23 protein-coding genes are annotated in these 20,893 nt (G+C 55.7%); 15 read left to right on the forward strand and 8 right to left on the reverse strand.

Annotated elements, in window-relative coordinates; genetic code table 11:
• The first annotated feature begins 27 nt into the window (after positions 1-27).
• Positions 28-1,029, forward strand: a complete 1,002-nt coding sequence (locus tag EY643_RS09230; protein ID WP_152661932.1) for a phospholipase A — start codon at positions 28-30, stop codon at positions 1,027-1,029.
• Here the strand turns inward: EY643_RS09230 and EY643_RS09235 are convergent.
• The 3 genes from EY643_RS09235 to pspF are packed head-to-tail and all read right to left on the reverse strand — an operon-like array spanning position 1,026 to position 3,236.
• On the reverse strand, positions 1,026-1,775 hold the full coding sequence (locus EY643_RS09235; RefSeq protein WP_152661933.1) for a class I SAM-dependent methyltransferase: 750 nt from the start codon (positions 1,773-1,775) through the stop codon (positions 1,026-1,028). The genes EY643_RS09230 and EY643_RS09235 overlap by 4 nt on opposite strands.
• 11 nt (positions 1,776-1,786) lie before the next feature.
• Positions 1,787-2,200, reverse strand: coding sequence for a hypothetical protein (locus tag EY643_RS09240; protein WP_240732876.1), 414 nt, complete (start codon positions 2,198-2,200; stop codon positions 1,787-1,789).
• A 28-nt stretch (positions 2,201-2,228) separates the two neighbouring features.
• Entirely contained in the window at positions 2,229-3,236 is a 1,008-nt protein-coding gene (gene pspF / locus EY643_RS09245; protein WP_152661935.1) for a phage shock protein operon transcriptional activator, read from the reverse strand.
• A gap of 191 nt (positions 3,237-3,427) precedes the next feature.
• Here pspF and EY643_RS09250 point away from each other — a divergent pair, with 191 nt between their 5' ends.
• From EY643_RS09250 to ppk1, 9 genes are all read left to right on the forward strand, one after another.
• Positions 3,428-3,604 (forward strand): hypothetical protein, encoded by a 177-nt coding sequence (locus tag EY643_RS09250; RefSeq protein ID WP_153239446.1) that lies wholly within the window; start codon positions 3,428-3,430, stop codon positions 3,602-3,604.
• 25 nt (positions 3,605-3,629) lie between these two features.
• On the forward strand, positions 3,630-4,307 hold the full coding sequence (gene pspA / locus EY643_RS09255; protein WP_152661936.1) for a phage shock protein PspA: 678 nt from the start codon (positions 3,630-3,632) through the stop codon (positions 4,305-4,307).
• Between the two features lie 76 nt (positions 4,308-4,383).
• Positions 4,384-4,641: an envelope stress response membrane protein PspB gene (gene pspB / locus EY643_RS09260; protein WP_152661937.1), complete on the forward strand. Its 258-nt coding sequence runs from the start codon at positions 4,384-4,386 to the stop codon at positions 4,639-4,641.
• On the forward strand, positions 4,641-5,156 hold the full coding sequence (locus tag EY643_RS09265) for a PspC domain-containing protein (RefSeq protein WP_152661938.1): 516 nt from the start codon (positions 4,641-4,643) through the stop codon (positions 5,154-5,156). Before pspB ends, EY643_RS09265 begins: the two co-directional genes overlap by 1 nt.
• A 156-nt stretch (positions 5,157-5,312) precedes the next feature.
• A complete protein-coding gene (locus EY643_RS09270; RefSeq protein WP_152661939.1) occupies positions 5,313-6,341 on the forward strand; it encodes an AraC family transcriptional regulator in 1,029 nt (342 codons plus the stop codon).
• 102 nt (positions 6,342-6,443) lie between these two features.
• Positions 6,444-6,695, forward strand: coding sequence for a hypothetical protein (locus EY643_RS09275; protein WP_152661940.1), 252 nt, complete (start codon positions 6,444-6,446; stop codon positions 6,693-6,695).
• A gap of 74 nt (positions 6,696-6,769) precedes the next feature.
• Complete coding sequence (locus tag EY643_RS09280) at positions 6,770-7,639, forward strand: universal stress protein (RefSeq protein WP_152661941.1); 870 nt, start codon at positions 6,770-6,772, stop codon at positions 7,637-7,639.
• Positions 7,640-7,992: 353 nt separating this feature from the next.
• Positions 7,993-8,397 carry a hypothetical protein gene (locus tag EY643_RS09285; protein ID WP_152661942.1) on the forward strand — a complete coding sequence of 135 codons (405 nt, stop codon included), beginning with the start codon at positions 7,993-7,995 and terminating at the stop codon, positions 8,395-8,397.
• 245 nt (positions 8,398-8,642) lie between these two features.
• Complete coding sequence (gene ppk1 / locus EY643_RS09290) at positions 8,643-10,784, forward strand: polyphosphate kinase 1 (RefSeq protein WP_152661943.1); 2,142 nt, start codon at positions 8,643-8,645, stop codon at positions 10,782-10,784.
• Here ppk1 and trhP read toward each other — a convergent pair.
• Positions 10,781-12,106 carry a prephenate-dependent tRNA uridine(34) hydroxylase TrhP gene (gene trhP / locus EY643_RS09295; protein WP_152661944.1) on the reverse strand — a complete coding sequence of 442 codons (1,326 nt, stop codon included), beginning with the start codon at positions 12,104-12,106 and terminating at the stop codon, positions 10,781-10,783. The two genes, ppk1 and trhP, sit on opposite strands and share 4 nt — an antisense overlap.
• A gap of 119 nt (positions 12,107-12,225) precedes the next feature.
• Here trhP and EY643_RS09300 point away from each other — a divergent pair, with 119 nt between their 5' ends.
• Complete coding sequence (locus EY643_RS09300) at positions 12,226-13,158, forward strand: DUF808 domain-containing protein (protein WP_152661945.1); 933 nt, start codon at positions 12,226-12,228, stop codon at positions 13,156-13,158.
• Positions 13,159-13,185: 27 nt separating this feature from the next.
• Here EY643_RS09300 and EY643_RS09305 read toward each other — a convergent pair whose 3' ends face one another.
• Complete coding sequence (locus EY643_RS09305) at positions 13,186-15,054, reverse strand: DUF885 domain-containing protein (RefSeq protein ID WP_152661946.1); 1,869 nt, start codon at positions 15,052-15,054, stop codon at positions 13,186-13,188.
• Positions 15,055-15,238: 184 nt separating this feature from the next.
• Between EY643_RS09305 and EY643_RS09310 the strand changes: the two genes are divergently transcribed.
• Positions 15,239-15,940 (forward strand): glutathione S-transferase family protein, encoded by a 702-nt coding sequence (locus EY643_RS09310; RefSeq protein ID WP_152661947.1) that lies wholly within the window; start codon positions 15,239-15,241, stop codon positions 15,938-15,940.
• 2 nt (positions 15,941-15,942) lie between these two features.
• On the opposite strand, the gene EY643_RS09315 is transcribed toward EY643_RS09310, so the two are convergent.
• Complete coding sequence (locus EY643_RS09315) at positions 15,943-17,400, reverse strand: helicase HerA-like domain-containing protein (protein ID WP_152661948.1); 1,458 nt, start codon at positions 17,398-17,400, stop codon at positions 15,943-15,945.
• 105 nt (positions 17,401-17,505) lie between these two features.
• Between EY643_RS09315 and ypfJ the strand changes: the two genes are divergently transcribed.
• Complete coding sequence (ypfJ, locus tag EY643_RS09320) at positions 17,506-18,405, forward strand: KPN_02809 family neutral zinc metallopeptidase (RefSeq protein ID WP_152661949.1); 900 nt, start codon at positions 17,506-17,508, stop codon at positions 18,403-18,405.
• 109 nt (positions 18,406-18,514) lie between these two features.
• A complete protein-coding gene (locus EY643_RS09325; protein ID WP_152661950.1) occupies positions 18,515-18,727 on the forward strand; it encodes a hypothetical protein in 213 nt (70 codons plus the stop codon).
• A gap of 6 nt (positions 18,728-18,733) precedes the next feature.
• On the opposite strand, the gene EY643_RS09330 is transcribed toward EY643_RS09325, so the two are convergent.
• The gene (locus EY643_RS09330) at positions 18,734-19,342 is read right to left on the reverse strand and encodes a uracil-DNA glycosylase (RefSeq protein WP_152661951.1); all 609 of its coding nucleotides are present in this window, start codon (positions 19,340-19,342) and stop codon (positions 18,734-18,736) included.
• A 112-nt stretch (positions 19,343-19,454) separates the two neighbouring features.
• Here EY643_RS09330 and EY643_RS09335 point away from each other — a divergent pair, with 112 nt between their 5' ends.
• Complete coding sequence (locus EY643_RS09335; protein WP_152661952.1) at positions 19,455-20,168, forward strand: ABC transporter permease; 714 nt, start codon at positions 19,455-19,457, stop codon at positions 20,166-20,168.
• A 4-nt stretch (positions 20,169-20,172) separates the two neighbouring features.
• On the opposite strand, the gene EY643_RS09340 is transcribed toward EY643_RS09335, so the two are convergent.
• Positions 20,173-20,877: a transglutaminase-like domain-containing protein gene (locus EY643_RS09340; RefSeq protein WP_152661953.1), complete on the reverse strand. Its 705-nt coding sequence runs from the start codon at positions 20,875-20,877 to the stop codon at positions 20,173-20,175.
• Positions 20,878-20,893: the final 16 nt, after the last annotated feature.

Here is a 20,893-nt window from a genome sequence, read left to right on the forward strand (position 1 = left end):
CCCCTTCGTTGCAGAGTTGAAATAATCATGCGTACTTCTTCCGCCGCCATCGCGCTTTGCGCAGTGGCCTTCGCGAGTCATGCGAGTGCCTCCAGTTTGGCACAGTGTTCCGCGATAGGTGACAATCAGCAACGCCTCGCCTGTTATGACGCGCTTGCCACTGAAGCTGAGCAGATTTCGGTCGAGTCTATCGAGCCGGCGCCGGCTGTCGTGGAAGCGGAGAGTGAGCCGGGTCTTGTCGTGGCTCGACTGGATGCGGATGAGGAAAGTGGCGAAGAAGTCTGGGCGATAACCCCACACAAGCGCAATTACCTGCTGCCGGTTACGTACAATAGTACGCCCAATGAAGAGGCCTGGACCGACATTTATCCCGATGCAGAGATGGATAAACTGGAGGCTAAATTCCAGATCAGCTTCAAGGCAATGATGTGGAAAGACATATTGGGTGAGGGCACGAATCTCTGGGCCGCCTATACACAGGAAAACTGGTGGCAGGTGTATAACTCTGATGAGTCAGCACCTTTTCGCGAGACCAATTACCAGCCCGAACTGATTTTCACCGTGGAAAACGATTGGGAAATTCTGGGTTTCCAGAACACCCTTCTGGGGCTCAGCATTAATCACCAGTCCAATGGCCGTGGAGAGATCTTGTCTCGCAGTTGGAACCGGGCAATTGGTTCTGCAGCGTTTGAACGAAACAACTTCGCCCTGATAGCCCGTGCCTGGTACCGATTCCCGGAAGATGAAGAGGACGATGATAATCCTCGCATGTACAAGTACATGGGTTACGGTGACCTGAATGGCGTCTGGAAGTTGGGTGAGCACGAGCTCGGCTTCACTCTGCGCAATAATCTGAATACTGATGATAACAATGGCGCCATCCAGATCGACTGGACGTTCCCACTCTGGGGTACCGACCGCTTCCGTGGTTATGTGCAGTACTTTAATGGCTACGGTGAAAGCCTGATCGATTACGATGAATCAACCAATCGTATCGGTATCGGCTTCTCCATGAGCGATATTCTCTAGCATTTCCTGGCGATATACATCCCGTAGCTGAAGTCGCCGCTGTACTTTTCGTGCAGCGCGATCTCAGCGCGGTTCTCCGCGACAATTGCGCTGGCAGCCTCGCTGTCCTCGTGGCGCTTTAGAAAGGGTTCAAATTCAGCTGCAAGCGGCGCATAGTAGTGCTCGGTCCAGCATTCTTCCGGTAGCAAAAAGTAGCCGATTGGACTGTAGCCGTTTGCTTCCAATACCCTGATTTTATTGCCTGCAGTGTCCACTTCCGGGTACGCCCGCTGCCAGAATGCCCGCAGCTCATCCGCCGGAGCAGAGTGGCTCCACGTAATTTCAGAAACAACCAGCAGGCCGCCAGGTTTAAGAAAAGGATGCCAGGCCTTTACGCCACTGGCGAACCCCATGTTGTAGATCGCGCCTTCTGACCAGAGCATATCCATGCTGTTTGCGGCGAAGGGCAGAGCGCCCATTGAACAGCACAGGGTGTGTATTTTGCTGGCGAGGCCGGCATCCAATGCGGTGGCATCGAGGCGGGCAAGAAACCGTGGCAGGAAATCGACGGCGGTGATGCTGGCATTGAGTATTTGGGCGAGCTGGAGGGTCGAGGCGCCCGTGCCGCAGCCAATATCTGCTACCTGTAGCTCACTTGCGGCATCCAGCGCGCAGAGTTCCAGCGCGCGCCGCACAGTGTCGGGGCTGCCGGGTCCCTGTCGTGGTGTGCCCAGAAACAGGTCTTCCAATAGTGCGAGCTCGTCCATGGCAGATACGCCTAGAGCAGCGCGATCAGGACACCGTAAAACAGGATGAGAAAGCCGCCTATCTCTGCCGTAATCAGAGACCACATAAACACCCGGACCGCTGCCGATGCATTGTGCACCTGGTTGTCAGTGTTCTGTTTCAAACCCGCCAACATGTAAGTGAGTATGGCAATTGCGAAGTACGTCACCAGCATCAATGATGCAATCAGCTCAAGGGTCGCGCCTAGTTGGCTGATATTCACAAAGACGGCCAGCAGGATACAGGCGAAGGCGTACATCAGTGAGGCGCGGTGCGCGGTATCTACGTAAATGTGTGCGTGACCTGATTCGCTATCGACCATTTGCAGATACTTCCAGACACCGGTTAGCAGGGCATTCAGGAAAAAAACGCCGGAGGCAATAATCACTAGGTTGTGGGCATTCATCATTCGATCCTTATTATGTGTCTTAATCCTAGCGGTTTTTTCGCCGTCTTCCACCCAGGTCGTGTTTGCGTACCATGCCGCGTAACTGGTCATAGCTCAGTCCGAGAGCTTCAGCAGTTCGGCGCTGGTTGCCCGCGTTGTCTGCGAGTGCAGAGGCGAGTAGTTCTCGCTCAATCTGCTCCATGCGTGTACTAAAATCGGCTTCCGGTTTCGTCGCCGAGCTCGGCGCCTCAACGATAGTTGCTTCAGAAGCATCCTGGTACGGCGATTCAAAGGGATCCAGGACAACTTCGTCGATTTCTGCTTCAGCATTGCCCCAGCGATAAAGTGACCGCTCGACAACATTTTTGAGCTCCCGCACGTTGCCTGGCCAGCGGTGGCCAACGAGAGCGGCCATCGCCCGCTCGGAAAATCCGGGAAAGAGCTCCCAGCCCAGCTCCGAGCTCATGCCGATGGCGAAATGGGACGCCAGTTCCGGGATGTCTTCCTGCCTGTGTCGAAGCGGCGGTAAGTGCACGACATCGAAACTCAGGCGGTCGAGCAGGTCGGCGCGGAATTCTCCCTTTTCCGCCAGGGTCGGGAGGTCGGCGTTTGTTGCAGCTATCACGCGTACATCCACCTGCAGTGTTTGCTGCCCACCGAGGCGCTCGAATTCACCGTATTCAACCAGACGCAGCATTTTTTCTTGCAGGCGCAGCGACATGGTGCCCAGTTCGTCCAGGAATAATGTGCCACCATCTGCGCGTTCAAAGCGGCCCCGGTGGGTTTTGGTGGCACCCGTGAACGCGCCCGGTTCGTGGCCGAAGAGTTCAGATTCGAGTAATGATTCAGCGATGGCGCCGCAGTTGGTCTTGAGGAGTGGGGCGTCCCAGCGCGTCGACAAGTAGTGCAATCTGTCGGCCGCCAGCTCCTTACCGGTCCCTCGCTCGCCCAGAATCAGCACGGGACGATTGATGGGCGCCAGTAGCGATACCCGGTCCAGGGCGGCAGCAAGCGCGGCTGAGTTGCCGATCATACTTTCTTGAGGTCTATTCATAGGTCAAATATACCTATATAGGAGGCTTAATAAACCAAATATTTGGGTAAATTAAGCCTAATAGGAGTTCAAAATCTAGCGTGATTTCGATTAAAGCTGTTATTTATCAATAGCATACAGATTCTGGCACGGATTCTGTAATAGATTGCCCGTAAGACAAAAAAACACTAAACCAACGTAGGGAACAATCGATGAACAGATGGGGTGAGAGGTTTCTTATCTACATGGCACTTGCAGTGCTATGTGTGATGACAGCCGCTTTCGCCGGGACCGCAGCCGCTGTGTGGAGCTTTATGCAGGTGGTGGCGGTGATTGAACTGATTTACTGGATCGCCCGGCCTGTGGCAAAAACACAGGTCAAGGGTTGAGATTAAAGAAGCAGGAGACGTAAAAATGGGTATTTTTTCCCGCATGACCGACATTATCAACTCAAACCTAAATTCTTTGCTGGATCAGGCTGAGGACCCTGAAAAAATGATTCGTCTGATCATTCAGGAGATGGAGGACACCCTTGTAGAGGTCCGTTCTTCATCTGCCAAAGTACTGGCCGATCGCAAGGGGGCTGCCCGCCGCCTGGAGCAGGTCCAGGCCGAAGCTGAGACCTGGGAAGAAAAGGCAAAGCTGGCCATCAGTAAGGGCCGCGAAGACCTTGCTCGCGCTGCGCTGCAGGAGAAGCACACGATTGAGGACGAGGTCGTTGCTGTTGAGGCCGAACTGAAAGCCACCGACGAGCATATCGAACAGCTGAACACTGAGGTGGCCCAGTTGCAGCAGAAACTGTCCGATGCCAAGGCGAAGCAGAAAGCGCTCATGATGCGCACCAAGACGGTAGAGTCTCGTATCAAGGTGAAACGCCAGATGCACCGCGACGCACTGGACACTGCGTTCCAGCGTTTCGAGCACTTCGAGCGCCGCATGGACACCCTGGAAAGTCAGCTTGAGTCGATGGATGTCGGCCGCGATGTGCCGCCAGACCTGGCCGCTGAGATCAATGCACTGGCCGAGGATGATCGCATTAACGATGAGCTGAGCCGGCTCAAATCTGAAGTTGGCGGTGACAAGGAAGCGTGACCACACCGTTGAATTTGGCTCAACGAGGTAACAATGGCAGCATGGGCTCGTTGAGCCCCGCCCAAGGAATGCATTAATGGAATTTTGGCAATTCATGTTCGTCCCCACCATTTTGTTCATGGTGGTTGTAGCGCCGATCTGGATCAGCATGCACTACCGCAGCGTGAACCGTTCGGCGAAGGGCCTGTCCAGCGAGGACAGGGAAACTGTCGAGCACATGCTGGTGACAGTGGATAAATTGACGGATCGAATTGAGACCCTGGAGAAACTGCTGGACGCCGACCACGGTGGCTGGCGCAAGGGAGCTCAAGAAGAATCCCGGGAGGGTAAGTGATGAGTCGCAAGTATCACAATCGCCGCCGCAGGAGTGGTGGCCACGCTAGGAAGTTTTACAGTAACAAGCGCGGGGGCTGGAATATGGGGCTTTACCGCAACACACGGGAAGGCAAGGTTGCAGGTGTTTGCGCTGGCCTGGCAGACCACTGGGATATTGCCCATTGGGTGATGCGCCTGATCTGGATTGGCGGCTTTATTTTTACCGGCACTCTGGCGCTCTGGGTGTATCTCGGCGCCTGGATTCTCCTGGCGCCGCGGCCTACACGGCGCAGCGATGACGATGGTTATAGCTGGCAGGAGCCAGACTACGAGGACGTGGAAGTGGAGATGGAGTACGACGAGCGCTACCACGACTATCGGCCGCGCAAAGTCTTTCGCTATTCTGATTCCAGCAGTGTCCGCTTGAATCGCGCCAAGGACCGTCTCGATGCGGCTTTGCGCAGAGTTGAGGACATGGAATCTTATGTCACCTCCCGCAAATACAAGCTAAATCGAGAGTTCTCCAAGCTCTAACTGCCTGTCTGGGCTTATCGATCGGGCGCGCTCGCGCCCATCATCATTTTTTGGCGCGCGCTGTGCCATCACATTTTGTACACAAATACAGTGCCTGGACCCCTTGGGCGATGGCAAGCTTTGCTTTACGCTGACACTTGGTTAAGAGGGGTGGGCATGGAGCACGATTCAGAACTTCAACATTCAGTGCTTGGGAGCATGGTGTTGCCGCTCGCGCAGGCGATGCGTCTATACGGTATGTCGCCCCTGGACGTTTTTCAGCAAGTGGGTCTGGACAGCGCCAAGCTGGCCAATCCGGACTGGCGTGTGCCCCAGCAGGTGTTCAATGAGTTGCTGGCGTATTGCGTCGAAGAGACAGGCGAAGAGGCGTTTGGGTTGGTGGCTGCCGAGCAGCTCCAGGCGCAGGTGTTGCATGGTTTGGGTTTGGCGTGGCTGGCCAGCGATACTGTGTTTGAAGGACTACAGCGTCTTGTGCGGTTCGGTAAACTGCTTACCACCTCCGCCGATACTAGTCTGGTAGAGGAAGGGGAGATGGTGCGCCTCGACTTCGGTCGTATCCCTTTTAGCGAGAACTACCACCCTGCAGTGCGTGATTTTGGTGTAGGGATCGTGTCGCGTATGTGTAATCTCGCTCTCGGTGATTTTATTGCCCCGGTGGCCGTGATCATGGAGCGGCCTGCGCCCGACGATCCGTCGCGCTGGGAGTCGCTATTGAGTACTGCTGTCAGTTTCGATTCGGACGTGACCAGCATGTCCTGGTACGGCGCGGATATTCGCGAACCACTGATCACCGGTGACCCGGCCCTGGCGCGCGCCAACGACGAGCAAACCCAGGCTTATCTCGCGGGCTTCCTCAATCATTCAATGTCTCGTGATGTCGTCGACAAGATTGTCGAGTACCTGCCAGATGGCGCTCCCAGTCAGCAGCAGATCGCCGATGCAATGCATGTGAGTAATCGGACCCTGCAGCGCAAGTTAAAGGAGGAGGGCACGAGTTTTATGGACCTGGTGCAGGATACCCGTCTGCAACTAGCGCAGAAGTATCTCAGTACTCCGAATCGCTCGGTTGTAGAGACAGCGTATCTACTGGGGTTCTCGGAGCCAAGCACATTCTCTCGTGCCTTCAAGCGCTGGACAGGCGTGGCCCCGGCCGATTTTCGCGCGTCGGTTCAGCCGGAAACCTAGCCTGGCGCAATGGCGCCGTTAGTCATGCAGTTGGCGCGACTTGCCATGCGCACTCAGCCTGGACAGGCGTATCTTGCTCTTGTATTCACCAAGGAGCGAGCTATGAATAATCCAATCACTGTTATGACTGACAAGGTCATGCGCATGATCAAGTCCATGGTTTATATGGCAATGCGAGTATCTCATCGCGCTGGCGCTACCAGTGACGACATCGCGCGTTTTCTCTCCCAGTGGAATCCAGAGGGAGGCGACTTTTATCACCAGGGCATAGTGGAGCGTATGTTGGTCGACTTGCAAGGCGACGGCCTGGTGACACGCCAGGGCATGCGCTGGTACCCCGTTAATGCTGGCTAATTGATCTACACCACTTTCCACTGCGACCCAAAGCCCTATAATCTCAATGGCAAACTACCAGAGAGAAAAAGTATATGGGCAAACTTCTGATTGTCGCCGACCTCGAAGGCAAGGGTATCGCTACACGCCGCGGCCTCGACATTGCAGCACGGCACGGGTTTGACGCAGAAGTCGTATCTTTCGTCTATGCGCCCCTCAAGTCCATCAACGTTAGCGCAGAAGAACGCGTAAAAATTAAGCAGAAACTGATCGAGGACAAGCGCCTCGAGGTGCAGGGCCGGGTCGATGAAAGCGCGAAGCAAGGGCAGAAGGTCAAGCTGACCGTCGTGTGGGAGAAAGACCTCGCCGCCTGGGTTTCCCGCCGCTGCACCAGCACCCGCTATGAAATGGTTGTGAAAACCGGCCGTCGATCTGACACACTTGCGCACACTTCAACCGACTGGCAGCTTCTGCGGGAGTGCCCGGCTCCTGTGCTTGTTATCGCCGAGAACAAGTGGGCTCGAACCAAGCCAGTACTGGCTGCCTTGGATCTGCGCAGCAAGGTGGCGATCAAGAAAAAACTGAATGTTGAAATTCTGCAGCGCGCAGCGGCACTCGCCAGCGCAATGGATACCAGCGTCGAAATTGTCAGCGCTATCGAGGTTCCCGTACTGCTGGCAGATCTGGACCTGGTTGATCCGGCGACTTTCGCCGCGGATGCCAAGCGCGACATGCAGCCCCAGATCAAGGCATTGGCGAAGCAGTTTGGTATTCCCGAAAAGCGCTTTGTTGTTAAAAGAGGCCCAGTTGAAAAAGTCATCGCGAGCCAGGCAGCCGCCAAACGAGCGCAAATCGTGGTTATGGGCACGGTGGGGCGCAAGGGCGTGAAAGCTCGCCTTATGGGCAATACGGCAGAGCGCGTTCTGCGCCACCTCAGGACTGACGTACTGGCCCTCAAGCCGTGATTGGCGAAATTTTGAGCGAATAATTTGCTATTTGGCCAGAGCGGACTATTTTCTAATTAGCACGTTGCTCCCTGCACGTGCTAACACGTCCCCTGGCCGATGTTTCTGCCCCGAAACATACGGCTGTTAGCCCGCCCGTCATCTGACGTGCGGGCTTTTTTAATCCATTTCAAGTACTTAGGTTTATTACTTCAGTAATTTTCTAGAAGTATGCTGCGTGCGTTGTAGGGTTGGCGCGAATGGCCATGCCTTTGGCGTAGCCTGCCATGTGGTGAAACAGCCTGGGCCCCTAATATACCTCCCATGCACAGCGCACTGACGACAAGAGCGCAGAACTGATAGGGAGAACAGACATGCACGAACTAGTAGAACGAATCAAAGAACCTGAGCTCTGTTATGTGTTCGCCAAGAACGCCATTCAGCGGGGCCACCCTGAACTGGCTATCCAGGCCTACCGCAAAGCGGTTGATCTGAGGGCAGAACGGCACGAGACAACAAGCGAAGCGGAGTTCGCTGCGGTACGCGCCATTTACGCCTACGAAGAAGCCCTCAGCTACGCCAAGGGTAAGCGCACAAGAGCCACAGGCACCTGGCAGTTGGTAAACCGGCATGGCTTGATGGCTGCCATCGACAAACGAATCAGCTCCAAGGGCGGAGAAGAGGTAAAGCCAGTGCTCGCGGAGTTGGGCATGGAAGATTACAGCTTTGACGCGGTAGGCGCGGCCTACCCTGAAGACGTCCAACAGGCTGCGGCCTGAAGGATACAGCGGATTTAGAGATCCCTACCTTGGCTCGCCCCAGCGGTAACGGGGAATAAACGGGCCTTTTTTACACCGCAGCTGGCTTTTTGAGACGAAAAGCGCAGCCGCAACCAGACTATCCCTGTAGGTAATATCCCTACTTTAGCCCGGCCTTAGTGCCGGGCTTTTTTTGTCATATTCCCGCGCTATCGCTCTGCCTCAAAATGTACTAGATTCAACTGCTTAACCACGGCAGGAACATCATGGCGAATCCGATCAAAACTCGCGTAGCAGACTTGCGTGAGAGCGACCTCTTTTTCCCGCGCGAACTCAGCTGGCTAAGCTTCAATGCCCGTGTGCTGCAAGAGGCGGCCGATGAGACGGTGCCTATCATCGAGAGGCTGCGCTATCTCGGCATATTTTCCAACAATGCGGATGAGTTTTTCCGCGTGCGGGTCGCAGAAGTAAGGCGCCTGATTTCGGTGTCTTCCGGGGCAAATCGGCAGCACTTTAAAGATCTCCTGGCGGCTATCGTAGAGCGCGTCGCAGAGCTACAGAAAGAGTTTGACCGAATTTACAGCCTGATTATGGCGGAGTTGGCCCGGCGCAAGATTTACCTGGTTAACGAACGGCAACTTGATGAAGGCCAGGCAGCCTTCGTGCAAAGCTATTTCACGTCGACGGTACTACCGGAACTGGAACCGATACTTCTGCGCGATGATCGCGCGATTCCCGTCTTGAATGACGAGTCACTTTATCTGGCGATAGACATCAAGTCCGGTGATAGCTACGAGTATGCTGTGGTCGAAGTGCCCACTGACAGGTTGGATCGCTTCGTTGAAATTCCCCGGCGCAGGGGCAAGAGTGGCAAGGTTTTTATCGTACTCGACAACATGATGCGCGCCTGCCTGCCACAGATGTTTCGCGGCGTAATTTCGATAGATGAGGCCGCCGCTTACTGTTTTAAATTTTCCCGAGATGCCGAACTGGAAATAGATACCGGAATTTCCCAGAGCCTGATTGATAAGATGGCCAAGAGCCTGAAGCAGCGCAAAAAAGCTGATGCGGTGCGTATGGTGTACGACGGAAAGATGCCGGAGCGACTGCTCAGCCACATCAGTGCACGCTTCGGTTTCGGCAAATACGACAGCCTGATTGCCGGTGGCCGCTATCACAACTCGAAGGACTTCATGAGTTTTCCGAACGTTGGGCCCAAGTATCTGGAGTTCAAGCCGCTGGCGACGATTCGTGTGCCCAGACTAGACGAGGCGGGGAGTATTTTCGACAAAGTGCGGGAGAAGGATGTCTTTCTTTACTATCCCTACCACCCTTTCGATTACGTTGTTGATCTACTAAAAACGGCGGCGCTTGACCCTTATGTCACCGATATAAAAATATGCCTTTATCGCGTGGCCAAGAACTCGCGGGTGATTGATGCATTGGTCAATGCTGTCGACAACGGCAAGCGCGTTCTTGCGGTGGTGGAACTCGCGGCTCGTTTTGATGAAGAGGCAAATATCAGTTGGGCGCAGCGGCTAACCGAGAATGGCATCAATGTGATTTTTGGCATACCCGGTCTCAAGGTTCACAGTAAGCTGATTCTGATCGAGCGCAAAGAGGGCGGCGCGCGCCGCTACTACAGCCATATAGGTACGGGTAATTTCAACGAGAAGACGGCGCGTATTTACACTGATTTTACGCTTATTACGCATGATCAGAACGTGGGCAAGGATGTCTATCAGGTTTTCGATTTCCTCCAGTACACCTATCGTCGGCCTGACTATAAGCTGTTGCTGGTGTCGCCTCACAGTAGCAGGCCGGGATTGATCGGTTTGATTGAACAGGAGATCGAAAATGCCCGGGCGGGCTATCGGGCCGAGATGACGCTCAAGTGTAACAACCTGGTTGATGCCAAGCTGGTCAAGAAGCTCTACGAAGCCAGCGAAGCGGGCGTGCAGATTCATCTGATAGTACGCGGCATGTGTTCGCTATTGCCGGGTGTGAAGGGGCTCTCGGAGAACATTCATGCCATCAGCATTGTCGATCGCTACCTGGAACATCCTCGGGTGTATGTCTTTTATAACCGCGGAAATCCTCGCTACCTTATAGGTTCTGCCGATCTTATGACCCGCAATCTGGACTACCGGGTTGAGGTGATGGCTCCCATCTTCGACCAGGATGCGCAGGAGATGATTCAGTCCGTGCTAGACCAGCAGTGGCACGACAATATCAAGGCGCGTGTAATCGATGTTAACCAGGACAATCACTTCGTCCGTACAGCGAAGAAATCCGCCAGGATTCGATCGCAGGAGAGCATTCACCGCTTCCTTTCAAGCGGAAAGCTCCCGCGCTATCCAAGCTCCAGGATGAAAGTCCTGGCCAAGCGTCGGCGCAAGAAAATTTAGCGATACCGCATTAGCAGGGCGTTGCCGCCGTTTTCTGCCAGACCGTGGCCCTCTGGCAGGGGGATCGTTACCACATGGCCTGATCCGGGCGCTTCATTTACGGCCTGGCCACGCTTGTTGGTGATCTGTTGCAGGGTAAAACTTTGGTTCCCCGCAGGGCTTATCAGTTCCAGCGTGTCTCCCACCTCGAAGTAGTTCTTTACATCCACCGTCATTGTTTCAGCGTCGCATGCCACTGCTTCGCCAACAAACTGTTGATTCGGGTTGCTAGAGTTGCCCACTTCATAATTCTGGTACTCGTCGGGCACGTGACGTCGATAGAAACCCTCGGTATACCCCCGATTCGCTAGATGCTCCAGCTCAGACATCAGCCCCATATCAAAGGATTTACCCGCGACGGCGTTGTCGATCGCGCTGCGGTACACCTGTGCCGTGCGCGCGACATAGTAGTGGCTCTTGGTGCGGCCTTCGATCTTGAGCGAGTGAATGCCCATTTTTACCAGGCGCTCCACATGTTGCACAGCACGCAAGTCCTTGGAATTCATAATGTAGGTCCCGTGCTCGTCCTCGTAGGCGGGCATGTACTCGCCAGGACGGCTTTTTTCCTGCAACAGGACGGGCTCATTGGCGTCGGGATGGTGCTGCCTGACACCGGCGTCAACCGCGATGATGTCGCCAGTCTCTGTTTCCTTTGCCTCATGGGTATTGTATTCCCAGCGGCAGGAGTTGGTGCAGGCGCCCTGGTTGGAATCGCGGTGGGTCATATAGCCAGAGAGCAGGCAGCGGCCGGAGTAGGCGATGCACAACGCGCCGTGAACAAACACTTCGAGTTCCACCTCGGGGCACTGCTGACGGATCTCTTCGATTTCATCCAGCCCCAGCTCGCGGGAAAGAATGACGCGGCTGATGCCTTGCCTGTGCCAGAATTTAACGCTGGCCCAGTTTACTGCGTTGGCCTGTACCGAGAGATGCACCTCCTGTTCTGGCCAGCGTTCTTTTACCAGCATGATCAGGCCTGGGTCTGACATGATCAGCGCGTCCGGGCCCATTTCGATCACGGGCTCGAGGTCGCGAACATAAGAGCGAACCTTGTCGTTATGCGGTGAGATATTGGACGCCAGATAGAATTTTTTGCCGAGTTGATGTGCCTCATCGACGGCGGCGGCGAGGTTTTCCAGTTTGTTAAATTCATTGTTGCGCACGCGCAGGCTGTAGCGCGGCTGGCCTGCGTATACGGCGTCCGCGCCGTAGGCGAAGGCGTAGCGCATCGCCTTCAGGGTGCCGGCAGGAGAGAGCAGTTCTGTAGGGCCTTGGGTCGTCATAAGCGGGTTGAGCTGGTCAAAAAATAGGCGCGCATTGTACAAAGAACAACGCTGCGCAACTAGTGTTTTGCCAGTCAAAAAGGCACACTCCCTTGGTATCGAACCTTAGGGAGTACATCATGGCAGGATCCAGTCTGCTGGTTTTGATAGATGATATAGCGGCAGTACTCGATGACGTATCGCTTATGACCAAGGTCGCGGCGAAGAAGACCGCCGGCGTCCTTGGGGACGATCTCGCCGTCAATGCCGAGAAGGTCACAGGCGTCAGGGCAGAGCGCGAGCTGCCTGTCGTTTGGGCCGTCGCCAAGGGTTCGATGCTCAACAAGGCGATTCTGGTACCTGCGGCGCTCGTCATTTCCTTTATCGCGCCCTGGTTGATAACTCCGGCACTGATGGCTGGCGGGCTTTATCTCTGTTTTGAGGGGTTTGAAAAAGTCTCCCACAAGTTCCTGCACGGCGCTGAGCATGCAGAAGCGGAAACAGAGGCTTTGCTAAAGCAGGTTGCTGACCCGAATGTCGACCTGGTCGAGTTCGAGCGGCAAAAGATCAAAGGTGCCATACGGACGGACTTTATTCTGTCAGCAGAAATCATCGTGCTTACCCTTGGTATCGTTGCCGACGCGGACCTTTTGATTCGTGTGCTTACGCTGGTGGGTATCGCACTCATCATGACCGTCGGAGTCTACGGGCTAGTCGCAGGAATCGTAAAACTGGATGACGCGGGATTGTACCTGCACCAGAGCGAGGGCGATGGTGTGTGGGCACGTTTCAAGCGCTGGTTTGGCATGCGCCTGATTAACTTTGCACCCTGGCTGATGAAGGCGTTGGGCGTTATAGGCACGATCGCGATGTTTATGGTGGGTGGCGGAATCCTGTTGCACGGGATTCATCCGCTGGGAGTGGCGGTGGAACAGTTTGCCCTGGGTGTGGGGCCGCTCATGGCAGCGCTCACGCCAACCCTGGCAGGCCTTGCCATTGGCTTCGTGGCAGGCGCTATCGTCGTTGCCGTCGTGGAGATGGGCAAGAAGTTGCGCGGCAGCGCGCCCGGGTAACGGGCGCGTAGCCATTCAAGGTCGTCGTTAACCTGCGGGGCGCTCTGTGGCATTCCCAGCAAGAGAACGTTTCTCAGCAATATAGGCATTAACCTGCGCTTCGAGTACGTTCAGCGGGACAGCGCCATTGCGCAGCACGGCCTCGTGAAAATCGCGGATGTCAAAGTCTGAGGCCAGGGCGGCTTGTGCTTTGTTGCGCTCTTCGAGAATCTTGAGCATCCCGATTTTGTAAGCTGTAGCCTGTGCGGGCATCACTGCGTGGCGCTCGACCATCTTGACCGCATCGGCTTCTGCGTTCGGTGTGTTGCTCACGTAGAAATCGATGGAGACTTCTCGGCTCCATCCCCGGGTGTGCATGCCGGTGTCGACCACCAGACGCACGGCGCGCCACAATTCCATGGCCAGGCGGCCGAAGTCGGAGTAGGGGTCTTGATACAGGCCAATCTCCTTGGGCAGTAACTCAGAGTAGAGCCCCCAGCCCTCACTGTAGGCGATGACACTGCCGAAGCGGCGGAACTTGGGCAATTCGCTCAGCTCCTGCTTGATGGCAATTTGCATATGGTGGCCGGGTAAACCTTCATGGTACGCCAGAGCCTCCAATTGATAGGTCGGCATCTGGGTCATATCGTACAGGTTGGCGTAGTATTTGCCTGGACGACTGCCGTCCGCCGCAGGCATTTGGTAGAACGCCTTTCCGGCAGACTTCTCGCGGAACTCTTCTACCCGTTTTACCTCAAGCGAGGCTTTAGGTTGGGTAATAAACAATTCGTCCAGCCGTGATTGAATGTCTTCCAGCACGACACGAGCCTCGGAGAGATATTGATCGCGGCCCTCATCGGTGTTGGGTAGATAGAATTGCTTGTCGGTGCGCATGAACTGCATAAATTCCTGCAGCGTGCCTTCGAATCCGACTCGCTGTTGGATGGCGCGCATCTCGCCGTGGATACGTGCGACTTCTGCGAGGCCCAGCTCGTGCACTTCATCCGCCGTCAGATCGGTTGTGGTGATGCGGGCAAGGCGATTCTTGTAGAACGCGTCGCCCTCAGGCAGCTTCGCAACGCCTGCTTCGTGCGAGCTCTTGTCCTGTAGCTCCTCGAGATAGGCAATCAGCTTGCGGTAGCCTGGCTCGAAGCTTTCCAGCAGCGCCATCTCGGCTTCCCGGCTCAGCGTGTTGCGCTGGGTAGGCGTGATATCCAGGTCGCCTATTTTTTTGTTGAAGTCAGCCATCAGGGTGCTGGGCTCGGAGCCGTCAAAGGGAGCACCCTTAAGGAGGTTGCGAGAGTCGGAGATGACGTGTGGCAGAACGAAATCGGGGGCGATGATGCCCTTGCGTTCGCGGATCTCCAACTGCTCAATCAGCTGTGCCATCAATGGCGCAATGCCGTTCAGGCGCGCGATATAGGCGTGGGCGTCATCGATGGACCTGATGTTGTGCTGATTGATAAGAAAGGCGGGTATACCAGAATGTTTGCCGAACATCTGGTTTACAGGGTAGCTGTGGTGGCGCCAATGGTAGTCCGCAATGCGGTTTTTCAAGTCCTGTTCCATCAGGCGATAGCTGAGCAGCGTTTGTTCGTCCAGCTGGTCGACATTGATCGACTTGAGGGATTCCAGGTCCGCCTTATTGTGGGCTAGCTCGCTGGCGTAGCGCTCTTCGCTAAGGGGCGTCCATTTGTCGTAATCCGTTTTTATACCCAGGTAGCTCTGATACTCGGGGTCTCGGGCTACCCGGCGATCGAAGATGTCGTCGAACAGGCGTATCGCCCTGGTGGCTTCGTTGAGTGACTGGGCTTCAGATCGAGGAGATTCGGTATTTGCTTTGGCAAAAACGGAAAGGGTAGGCATAGTTGTGCCAAGCAGGGCGGCGAGAGCCGCTCCGATTACAATTCGGTTCATATTGTTGCTATCATTTTGCAGGAAACAGGGCCCGAAAACGCCTGGGTAAGGCGGCTTCCGAACGCGATTTCATATAAATTTTAGCCAGGGTCACTGGCCGTTCGCGCGCGGCACTATACACGTGCGTCAGCAAAAAAACCAGCGGGTTTCCGCGACGATAAAAAACCGAAATAGGGGTATTCAGATGGTGGTTTTACACCAGTTTCATATGTCGCCGTTCAACGAGAAGTTGCAGCGAATGATGCGCTTTAAAGGCGTCGCATTTGAAGAGAATTACTGGCGGCTGACAGAGCAGGGCAAACTCAAGAAAAAACATAACCCCACGGGCAAATTGCCAGCGCTGGAACACGATGGGCATTGGGTCTGCGACTCCACTGATGTGGCTCACTATATCGAGGAGAATTTCCCCGGACCCCGGCTCATTCCCGAAGACCCGGCGGCGGCAGGCCTGGTGCATGCGCTGGAGGATTGGGCGGATGAGAGCCTCTATTTCTATGAGATGCATATGCGCTTTACTACCGACCGCAACTGGGAGCGCAACCTGCCGCGGATGTTCGAGCGTGAGTGTTGGTTCATGAAGTCGGTGCTGGCGGGAAAAATGCCGGGGCAGATTCGTAAAGGCATCCGTAAAATCACTGGTACACAGGGTATCGGCCGCAAAACCGAGGCTCAGTTACTGGTGGACTGCCGCCGGCATATCTCGGCGGTCGCGGGAATGCTCAATGATTCCGATTTTCTTGTGGCCGGTCAGCTCACCCTCGCCGACCTGGCAGTATATGCAATGTTTCTCTGCTTTCTGGATACCGAAGAGCTTGCTTCGATAATGTCAGAATACGCTGCAGTGGGCGCCTGGATGAGCAGGGTGGAACAGCTGACTGACGGCTGACATCATTTCAGTAGTGAACCCAGGATACCCCTGAACAGCTCCCGTCCGGCGGTAGAACCAAGGCTGCGTGCGACACTCTTCAGAAAGGCCTCGCCCACACTCTGGCGATTACTGCTGCGGGCTTTGGGTTTACCTTGCGCTTTTGCTGCGCGTTCCTTCAGTTCCGCTTCCTGTTGTTGCTCGAGTCGAGCCTGAGTGCGCTCCGACAGCACCTCATGAGCTGAACGTGGGTCAATAGATTCGCCGTAGCGGCGCATATTCGGGTCGCGATCCATCAGGGCTTTACGTTCGGCGAGGGTCGCCTTGCCCATCCGCGAGCAGGGTGGTCTGACGAGTACGCGCTCTACGGGCGAGGGGACACCTTTTTTCTGCAGAGTGGATACAAGTGCCTCGCCGACGCCGAGCTCAGTGATCGCGGTCACAGTGTCGAGTTTTGGATTGGCCCGGAATGACTGGGCAGCCACCCGCACAGCTTTTTGCTCTTTGGGCGTATACGCGCGCAGGGCGTGTTGTATGCGATTGCCCAGCTGCCCCAGAACACTATCGGGAATGTCACTGGGGCTCTGGCTGATGAAGTAAACGCCTACGCCTTTGGAGCGAATAAGCCGAACCACCTGCTCAATTTTTTCCAGTAACGGCTTGGGAGCATCGCGAAACAGCAGGTGTGCTTCGTCGAAGAAGAACACCAGCACCGGTTGTTCCGGGTCGCCGAGTTCGGGCAGGGTCTCAAATAACTCCGAGAGCAACCATAACAAGAATGTCGAGTAGACTCGGGGGCTCATAATCAGTTGGTCGGCCGCCAGAATATTAATGATCCCGCGACCATCGCGGGCCACCTGCATGAAATCTTCGAGTTCCAGGGCCGGTTCGCCGAAAAACTTTTTTCCCCCTTCTCGTTCCAGCATCAACAGGCGACGCAGAATAGCGTTTATTGATGCCTTGGAAACACCGTAGCCGGTTCCCATTTGTTTGCCGTTTTCGCCGAGGAATTCCAGCGTAGTTCGCAGATCCTTGAGATCCACCAGCAGGATTCCCTCGTTGTCGGCGAATTCAAACACCAGGGTCATAATGCTTTCCTGGGTCTCGTTCAAATCCAGCAATCGCGACAGTAGTTGCGGCCCCATCTCTGATACAGTCGAGCGTACCGGTGTCCCTTTCTTGCCGAACAAATCCCAGAAAGCCACGGGGTAGGCATGCTGAGAGTAGCCCTCGATGCCGATGCTCTCGACGCGCTCGTCTACCTTGGGATGAGGTTTGCCTGGCTGACTCATGCCGGAAATGTCGCCTTTAACATCGGCGAGAAAGACAGGGACCCCCAGATCCGAAAAACCTTCAGCGAGGCATTGCAGTGTTACTGTCTTCCCTGTGCCTGTGGCGCCAGCCACCAGGCCGTGTCGATTGGCAAATTTTGGGTCCAGGGAAATTTGGCCGCTCTCGCTGCCGCCGATCAGTATGCTCATGCCGCTGTTCTCGTGGTGTCTGCAAAGACTTTCAGAGTATATTCATCGCACGGCCCTTGCCAGTTTTTTGCACCCTGCTAGATTGAATGAGGAAGGAGAGGAATTATGCGTTGGCAAGATCGCAGACGAAGTGACAATGTAGAAGACAGGCGCGGAAGTTCGCCCAGCTATGCGGCAGCGGGCGCGGCACCTCTGTTACTGCGGTTTCTGCCGGGGCTGCTGCGCAGCAAGACCGGGCGTTTCCTGTTGATTGGGGGGCTGCTGGCAATCTTTGGTGGTCGCATGCTGGGCATTGACGTACTGGGCCTGTTTCTTGGTGGCGCCCAGCCGACCACGCAGCAGGCGAGCTTTAGCCCGGAGGAGGAGCAACTCGCCCAATTCGTTTCGGTGGTGCTCGCAGAGACCGAGGACACCTGGAATGAGGTATTTGCCGCCAACGGGCAGCGCTACAGTGAGCCTACCCTGGTGTTGTTCAGCGGCAGGGTCAATTCCGCCTGCGGTATGGCGAGCTCGGCGGTCGGGCCGTTCTACTGCCCGGGTGATCAGAACCTCTATATTGATCTGAGTTTCTTCCACGATCTGGCCACGCGTCACGGCGCCCCGGGTGATTTTGCTCAGGCCTATGTTGTGGCTCATGAGGTGGGGCACCATGTTCAGACCCTGCTCGGTATCAGTCAGCAGGTGCGACAGGCCGGCAGCGGGCGCAGCAAGGAAGAGGTCAATGCGCTATCCGTGCGGCAGGAATTGCAGGCGGATTGTTTCGCGGGGATCTGGGGCTACCACGCCAATCGCAAGGAGCAGATTCTTGATCCAGGCGATCTCGAGGAGGCTTTACGCGCCGCTACAGCGATTGGCGACGATCGTCTGCAGCGAGAAGCGGGGCAGCGAGTGGTCCCTGACAGCTTTACCCACGGCAGCTCGAAGCAACGGGTGCGCTGGTTCAAAACCGGCTTCGAGGGCGGCTCGGTAGCCGCTTGCGACACCTTCAGCGCCAAGACAATTTAGTCGATTGCGTCTGGGCACCTGTCGCGTTTTCAAACGCATCCAAAAAGCGACAGATCGTCCTGCTTGAAGCGCTAGCGCACTATGGGCACTCATCTACAGGAGAGCCCCAATGACACTTGCCCGCGCTGTTGAATACCGCATTATTCGTGAACGAATCTCCCATCGTGACCTGGCACCCACGCCTGATGAAACTCGGCTGGCCGAGCGGATCATAAGCATTGTTGCTGTCACCATTGCGCTGTTGCTGGGTGGTAGCTACCTGCCGGAACTGGTAACTGCAGCCGTGGCGGCCAGCGGCCTGTGGGTGACTGCTGCCGGATGAGGGTTGCTAGCGCAGTAAGCGGTCCATACCGCGGATAAAGTCCTGCTTGCCGCCGTATGAGGGGTGGCGAATTGCGTAGAAGGTTTGCCCGGGTAGAGCGCGCTCCAGAGCCACTGCGGCTTTGCCACCGACCGCTGCAATTCGATCCGGCCGATACGCCGATACTAACTGACGCAGGAAGTCCTCCCCCAGGCGCAGGTCCGCGGCTGTCGGCGCCCGATTGCTGGCAACAGAGGAGGGCAGATGAGGATGAAAGGGCAGGCCATTCCAGCACAGCGGTATTCGCCGACGGGCGGCGAGGTAGTCCCAGACGATGCTGGCCGTGGCCTCTGATACATCGCTCTCAATCTGTAGTTCTTTGCGCAGATCGCGCCAGAATGGATGTCGCGACTGGCGCGCAAGGCGAGCACTGCTGAAAGGAATGCCCGTATGTACGCCTCCGCGGTAACCCAGGGCCTCGCCCACCAGCAAGACGCGCCTGCCAGGCTGGTTAAAGACCTTTTGCAGATACACCCGGAGGTTGTTGCAAAGGCGCTCATCGGCATAGGGATTGGCGATGATGTCAGACGGTGGGCATGCTGCTAGCGTGGCGATGTAATGGCTAATGAATTCCATTTAATTCATATATAACAATAATATAGGTCGACTTATTAAAGTCACTTATAGTGATAGGAAGTTGCGGTTGTGGCGTGTAGGATAAGTCAAACCCGAGCTCAGCTACAGCCATATGACTGACCCTGTAATTACCCTGTCCCTGCCGCGTCTGGCGCTGGCCTTCGTCCCCGTGGTCATTGCCCTGCTAATCCTGTTTCGTTGGTCATATGGCACCGGTAACGCACTTTATGCGCTCGGCCGGATGCTGGTGCAACTGCTGGCCATTGGCTATGTGCTGGCATGGATTTTCGGTGCCGATGATGGGCTGCTGATACTGCTGGTGCTGGCGATAATGATGACGGCCTCTGCCTGGATTGCTGTCGGCACCGTACCTGAGCACCGTTGGCAACTGCTCGGAGCGTCCTGGCTGGCTATAGTGCTGGGCGGCGGCTTGACCCTGATACTGATCACCCAGCTCGTGCTGCAAGTGGATCCGTGGTACATGCCGCGTTACGTGATTCCCCTCGCCGGGATGGCATTTGCCAATAGCATGACCGCGGTCAGCCTTGCGGCGGAGCGCTTGTACAGTGAACTGGAGCATGGGCTTTCGGTCGCGGAGGCACGCATGAAGGCCTATCAGGCAGCTATGATCCCGGTCGTCAATTCGCTGTTCGCTGTGGGCCTGGTGTCGTTGCCGGGTATGATGACAGGGCAGATCCTGTCCGGGGTTTCACCGTTGGTTGCTGCCCGCTATCAGATCATGGTGATGTGCCTGATTTTTGCTGCGGCCGGCATCTCCACCGCAGTTTTTCTCAGCCTGGTAATGCGCCGGCTGAAAAAAGTCTGATTTCTCAAGCTCGGGCATTTTCCTGCTCTACTTCCTGTTCCCAGTGATCCAGGCTCTTCTGCGCTGTCGTCTTTGCAGCCATTTTCTCCAGCATCCCGGGATAGTGTTTGCTGAATGTATCCATAAGTTCGGTAAAGGGAAGGTCCAGCGATTGGCCGCGATCCTTGAGATACTCCATGTGGCGGTTGCCGGTTTCGTCGAAGGCGTGAAAGATGCTGTCTTCGCGGCCATTGAACTCCAGGGGCTGCAAGCCAAAGCGCTCGCAGAGGCTCAGGTTGAACGCGGGCGTTGCCTTGACCCACTGGCCTTCGAGATAAATCGCCGTGTAGCCGTGGAAGTAAAATATATCGGTTGTCATCGCCGCGCGTAAATCAGCGGTAGAGAGATGATTGCGAACGTCGGCAAAGCCCAGGCGGGCGGGTATAGCCACAGCGCGGCACAGCGCCGCAAGTAGAATCGCCTTGGTGACGCACCAACCTTCGCGGGCCGCCAGTGTCTTTGAGGCGAGGTAATCATCGAGTTCTGCGCTCGCGGCGTATGGGTTGTAGCGAACCTCGTCCCGGCACCAGTAGTAGAGGGATATTGCGTTCTCGATGTCGCGGGCACCGGGTGACGTCAGGGACTGTGCCAATGCACAGATCTCCGGGTGGGTGCTGTCGATTGTCGTCGAGGCCTGGGTGTAGGGCAGCAGTTCTGCTGTCGTGGACATATAATCAATTCCTGCT

The sequence above is a fragment of the Halioglobus maricola genome (genome assembly GCF_009388985.1).
Lineage (GTDB): Bacteria > Pseudomonadota > Gammaproteobacteria > Pseudomonadales > Halieaceae > Halioglobus > Halioglobus maricola.

Excerpts from the sequence above, each read along its gene's own strand:
- EY643_RS09230 (WP_152661932.1), top strand. The coding sequence starts at position 28 with ATGCGTACTTCTTCCGCCGCCATCGCGCTTTGCGCAGTGGCCTTCGCG.
- EY643_RS09235 (WP_152661933.1), bottom strand. The coding sequence starts at position 1,775 with ATGGACGAGCTCGCACTATTGGAAGACCTGTTTCTGGGCACACCACGA.
- EY643_RS09240 (WP_240732876.1), bottom strand. The coding sequence starts at position 2,200 with ATGAATGCCCACAACCTAGTGATTATTGCCTCCGGCGTTTTTTTCCTG.
- pspF (WP_152661935.1), bottom strand. The coding sequence starts at position 3,236 with ATGAATAGACCTCAAGAAAGTATGATCGGCAACTCAGCCGCGCTTGCT.
- EY643_RS09250 (WP_153239446.1), top strand. The coding sequence starts at position 3,428 with ATGAACAGATGGGGTGAGAGGTTTCTTATCTACATGGCACTTGCAGTG.
- pspA (WP_152661936.1), top strand. The coding sequence starts at position 3,630 with ATGGGTATTTTTTCCCGCATGACCGACATTATCAACTCAAACCTAAAT.
- pspB (WP_152661937.1), top strand. The coding sequence starts at position 4,384 with ATGGAATTTTGGCAATTCATGTTCGTCCCCACCATTTTGTTCATGGTG.
- EY643_RS09265 (WP_152661938.1), top strand. The coding sequence starts at position 4,641 with ATGAGTCGCAAGTATCACAATCGCCGCCGCAGGAGTGGTGGCCACGCT.
- EY643_RS09270 (WP_152661939.1), top strand. The coding sequence starts at position 5,313 with ATGGAGCACGATTCAGAACTTCAACATTCAGTGCTTGGGAGCATGGTG.
- EY643_RS09275 (WP_152661940.1), top strand. The coding sequence starts at position 6,444 with ATGAATAATCCAATCACTGTTATGACTGACAAGGTCATGCGCATGATC.
- EY643_RS09280 (WP_152661941.1), top strand. The coding sequence starts at position 6,770 with ATGGGCAAACTTCTGATTGTCGCCGACCTCGAAGGCAAGGGTATCGCT.
- EY643_RS09285 (WP_152661942.1), top strand. The coding sequence starts at position 7,993 with ATGCACGAACTAGTAGAACGAATCAAAGAACCTGAGCTCTGTTATGTG.
- ppk1 (WP_152661943.1), top strand. The coding sequence starts at position 8,643 with ATGGCGAATCCGATCAAAACTCGCGTAGCAGACTTGCGTGAGAGCGAC.
- trhP (WP_152661944.1), bottom strand. The coding sequence starts at position 12,106 with ATGACGACCCAAGGCCCTACAGAACTGCTCTCTCCTGCCGGCACCCTG.
- EY643_RS09300 (WP_152661945.1), top strand. The coding sequence starts at position 12,226 with ATGGCAGGATCCAGTCTGCTGGTTTTGATAGATGATATAGCGGCAGTA.
- EY643_RS09305 (WP_152661946.1), bottom strand. The coding sequence starts at position 15,054 with ATGAACCGAATTGTAATCGGAGCGGCTCTCGCCGCCCTGCTTGGCACA.
- EY643_RS09310 (WP_152661947.1), top strand. The coding sequence starts at position 15,239 with ATGGTGGTTTTACACCAGTTTCATATGTCGCCGTTCAACGAGAAGTTG.
- EY643_RS09315 (WP_152661948.1), bottom strand. The coding sequence starts at position 17,400 with ATGAGCATACTGATCGGCGGCAGCGAGAGCGGCCAAATTTCCCTGGAC.
- ypfJ (WP_152661949.1), top strand. The coding sequence starts at position 17,506 with ATGCGTTGGCAAGATCGCAGACGAAGTGACAATGTAGAAGACAGGCGC.
- EY643_RS09325 (WP_152661950.1), top strand. The coding sequence starts at position 18,515 with ATGACACTTGCCCGCGCTGTTGAATACCGCATTATTCGTGAACGAATC.
- EY643_RS09330 (WP_152661951.1), bottom strand. The coding sequence starts at position 19,342 with ATGGAATTCATTAGCCATTACATCGCCACGCTAGCAGCATGCCCACCG.
- EY643_RS09335 (WP_152661952.1), top strand. The coding sequence starts at position 19,455 with ATGACTGACCCTGTAATTACCCTGTCCCTGCCGCGTCTGGCGCTGGCC.
- EY643_RS09340 (WP_152661953.1), bottom strand. The coding sequence starts at position 20,877 with ATGTCCACGACAGCAGAACTGCTGCCCTACACCCAGGCCTCGACGACA.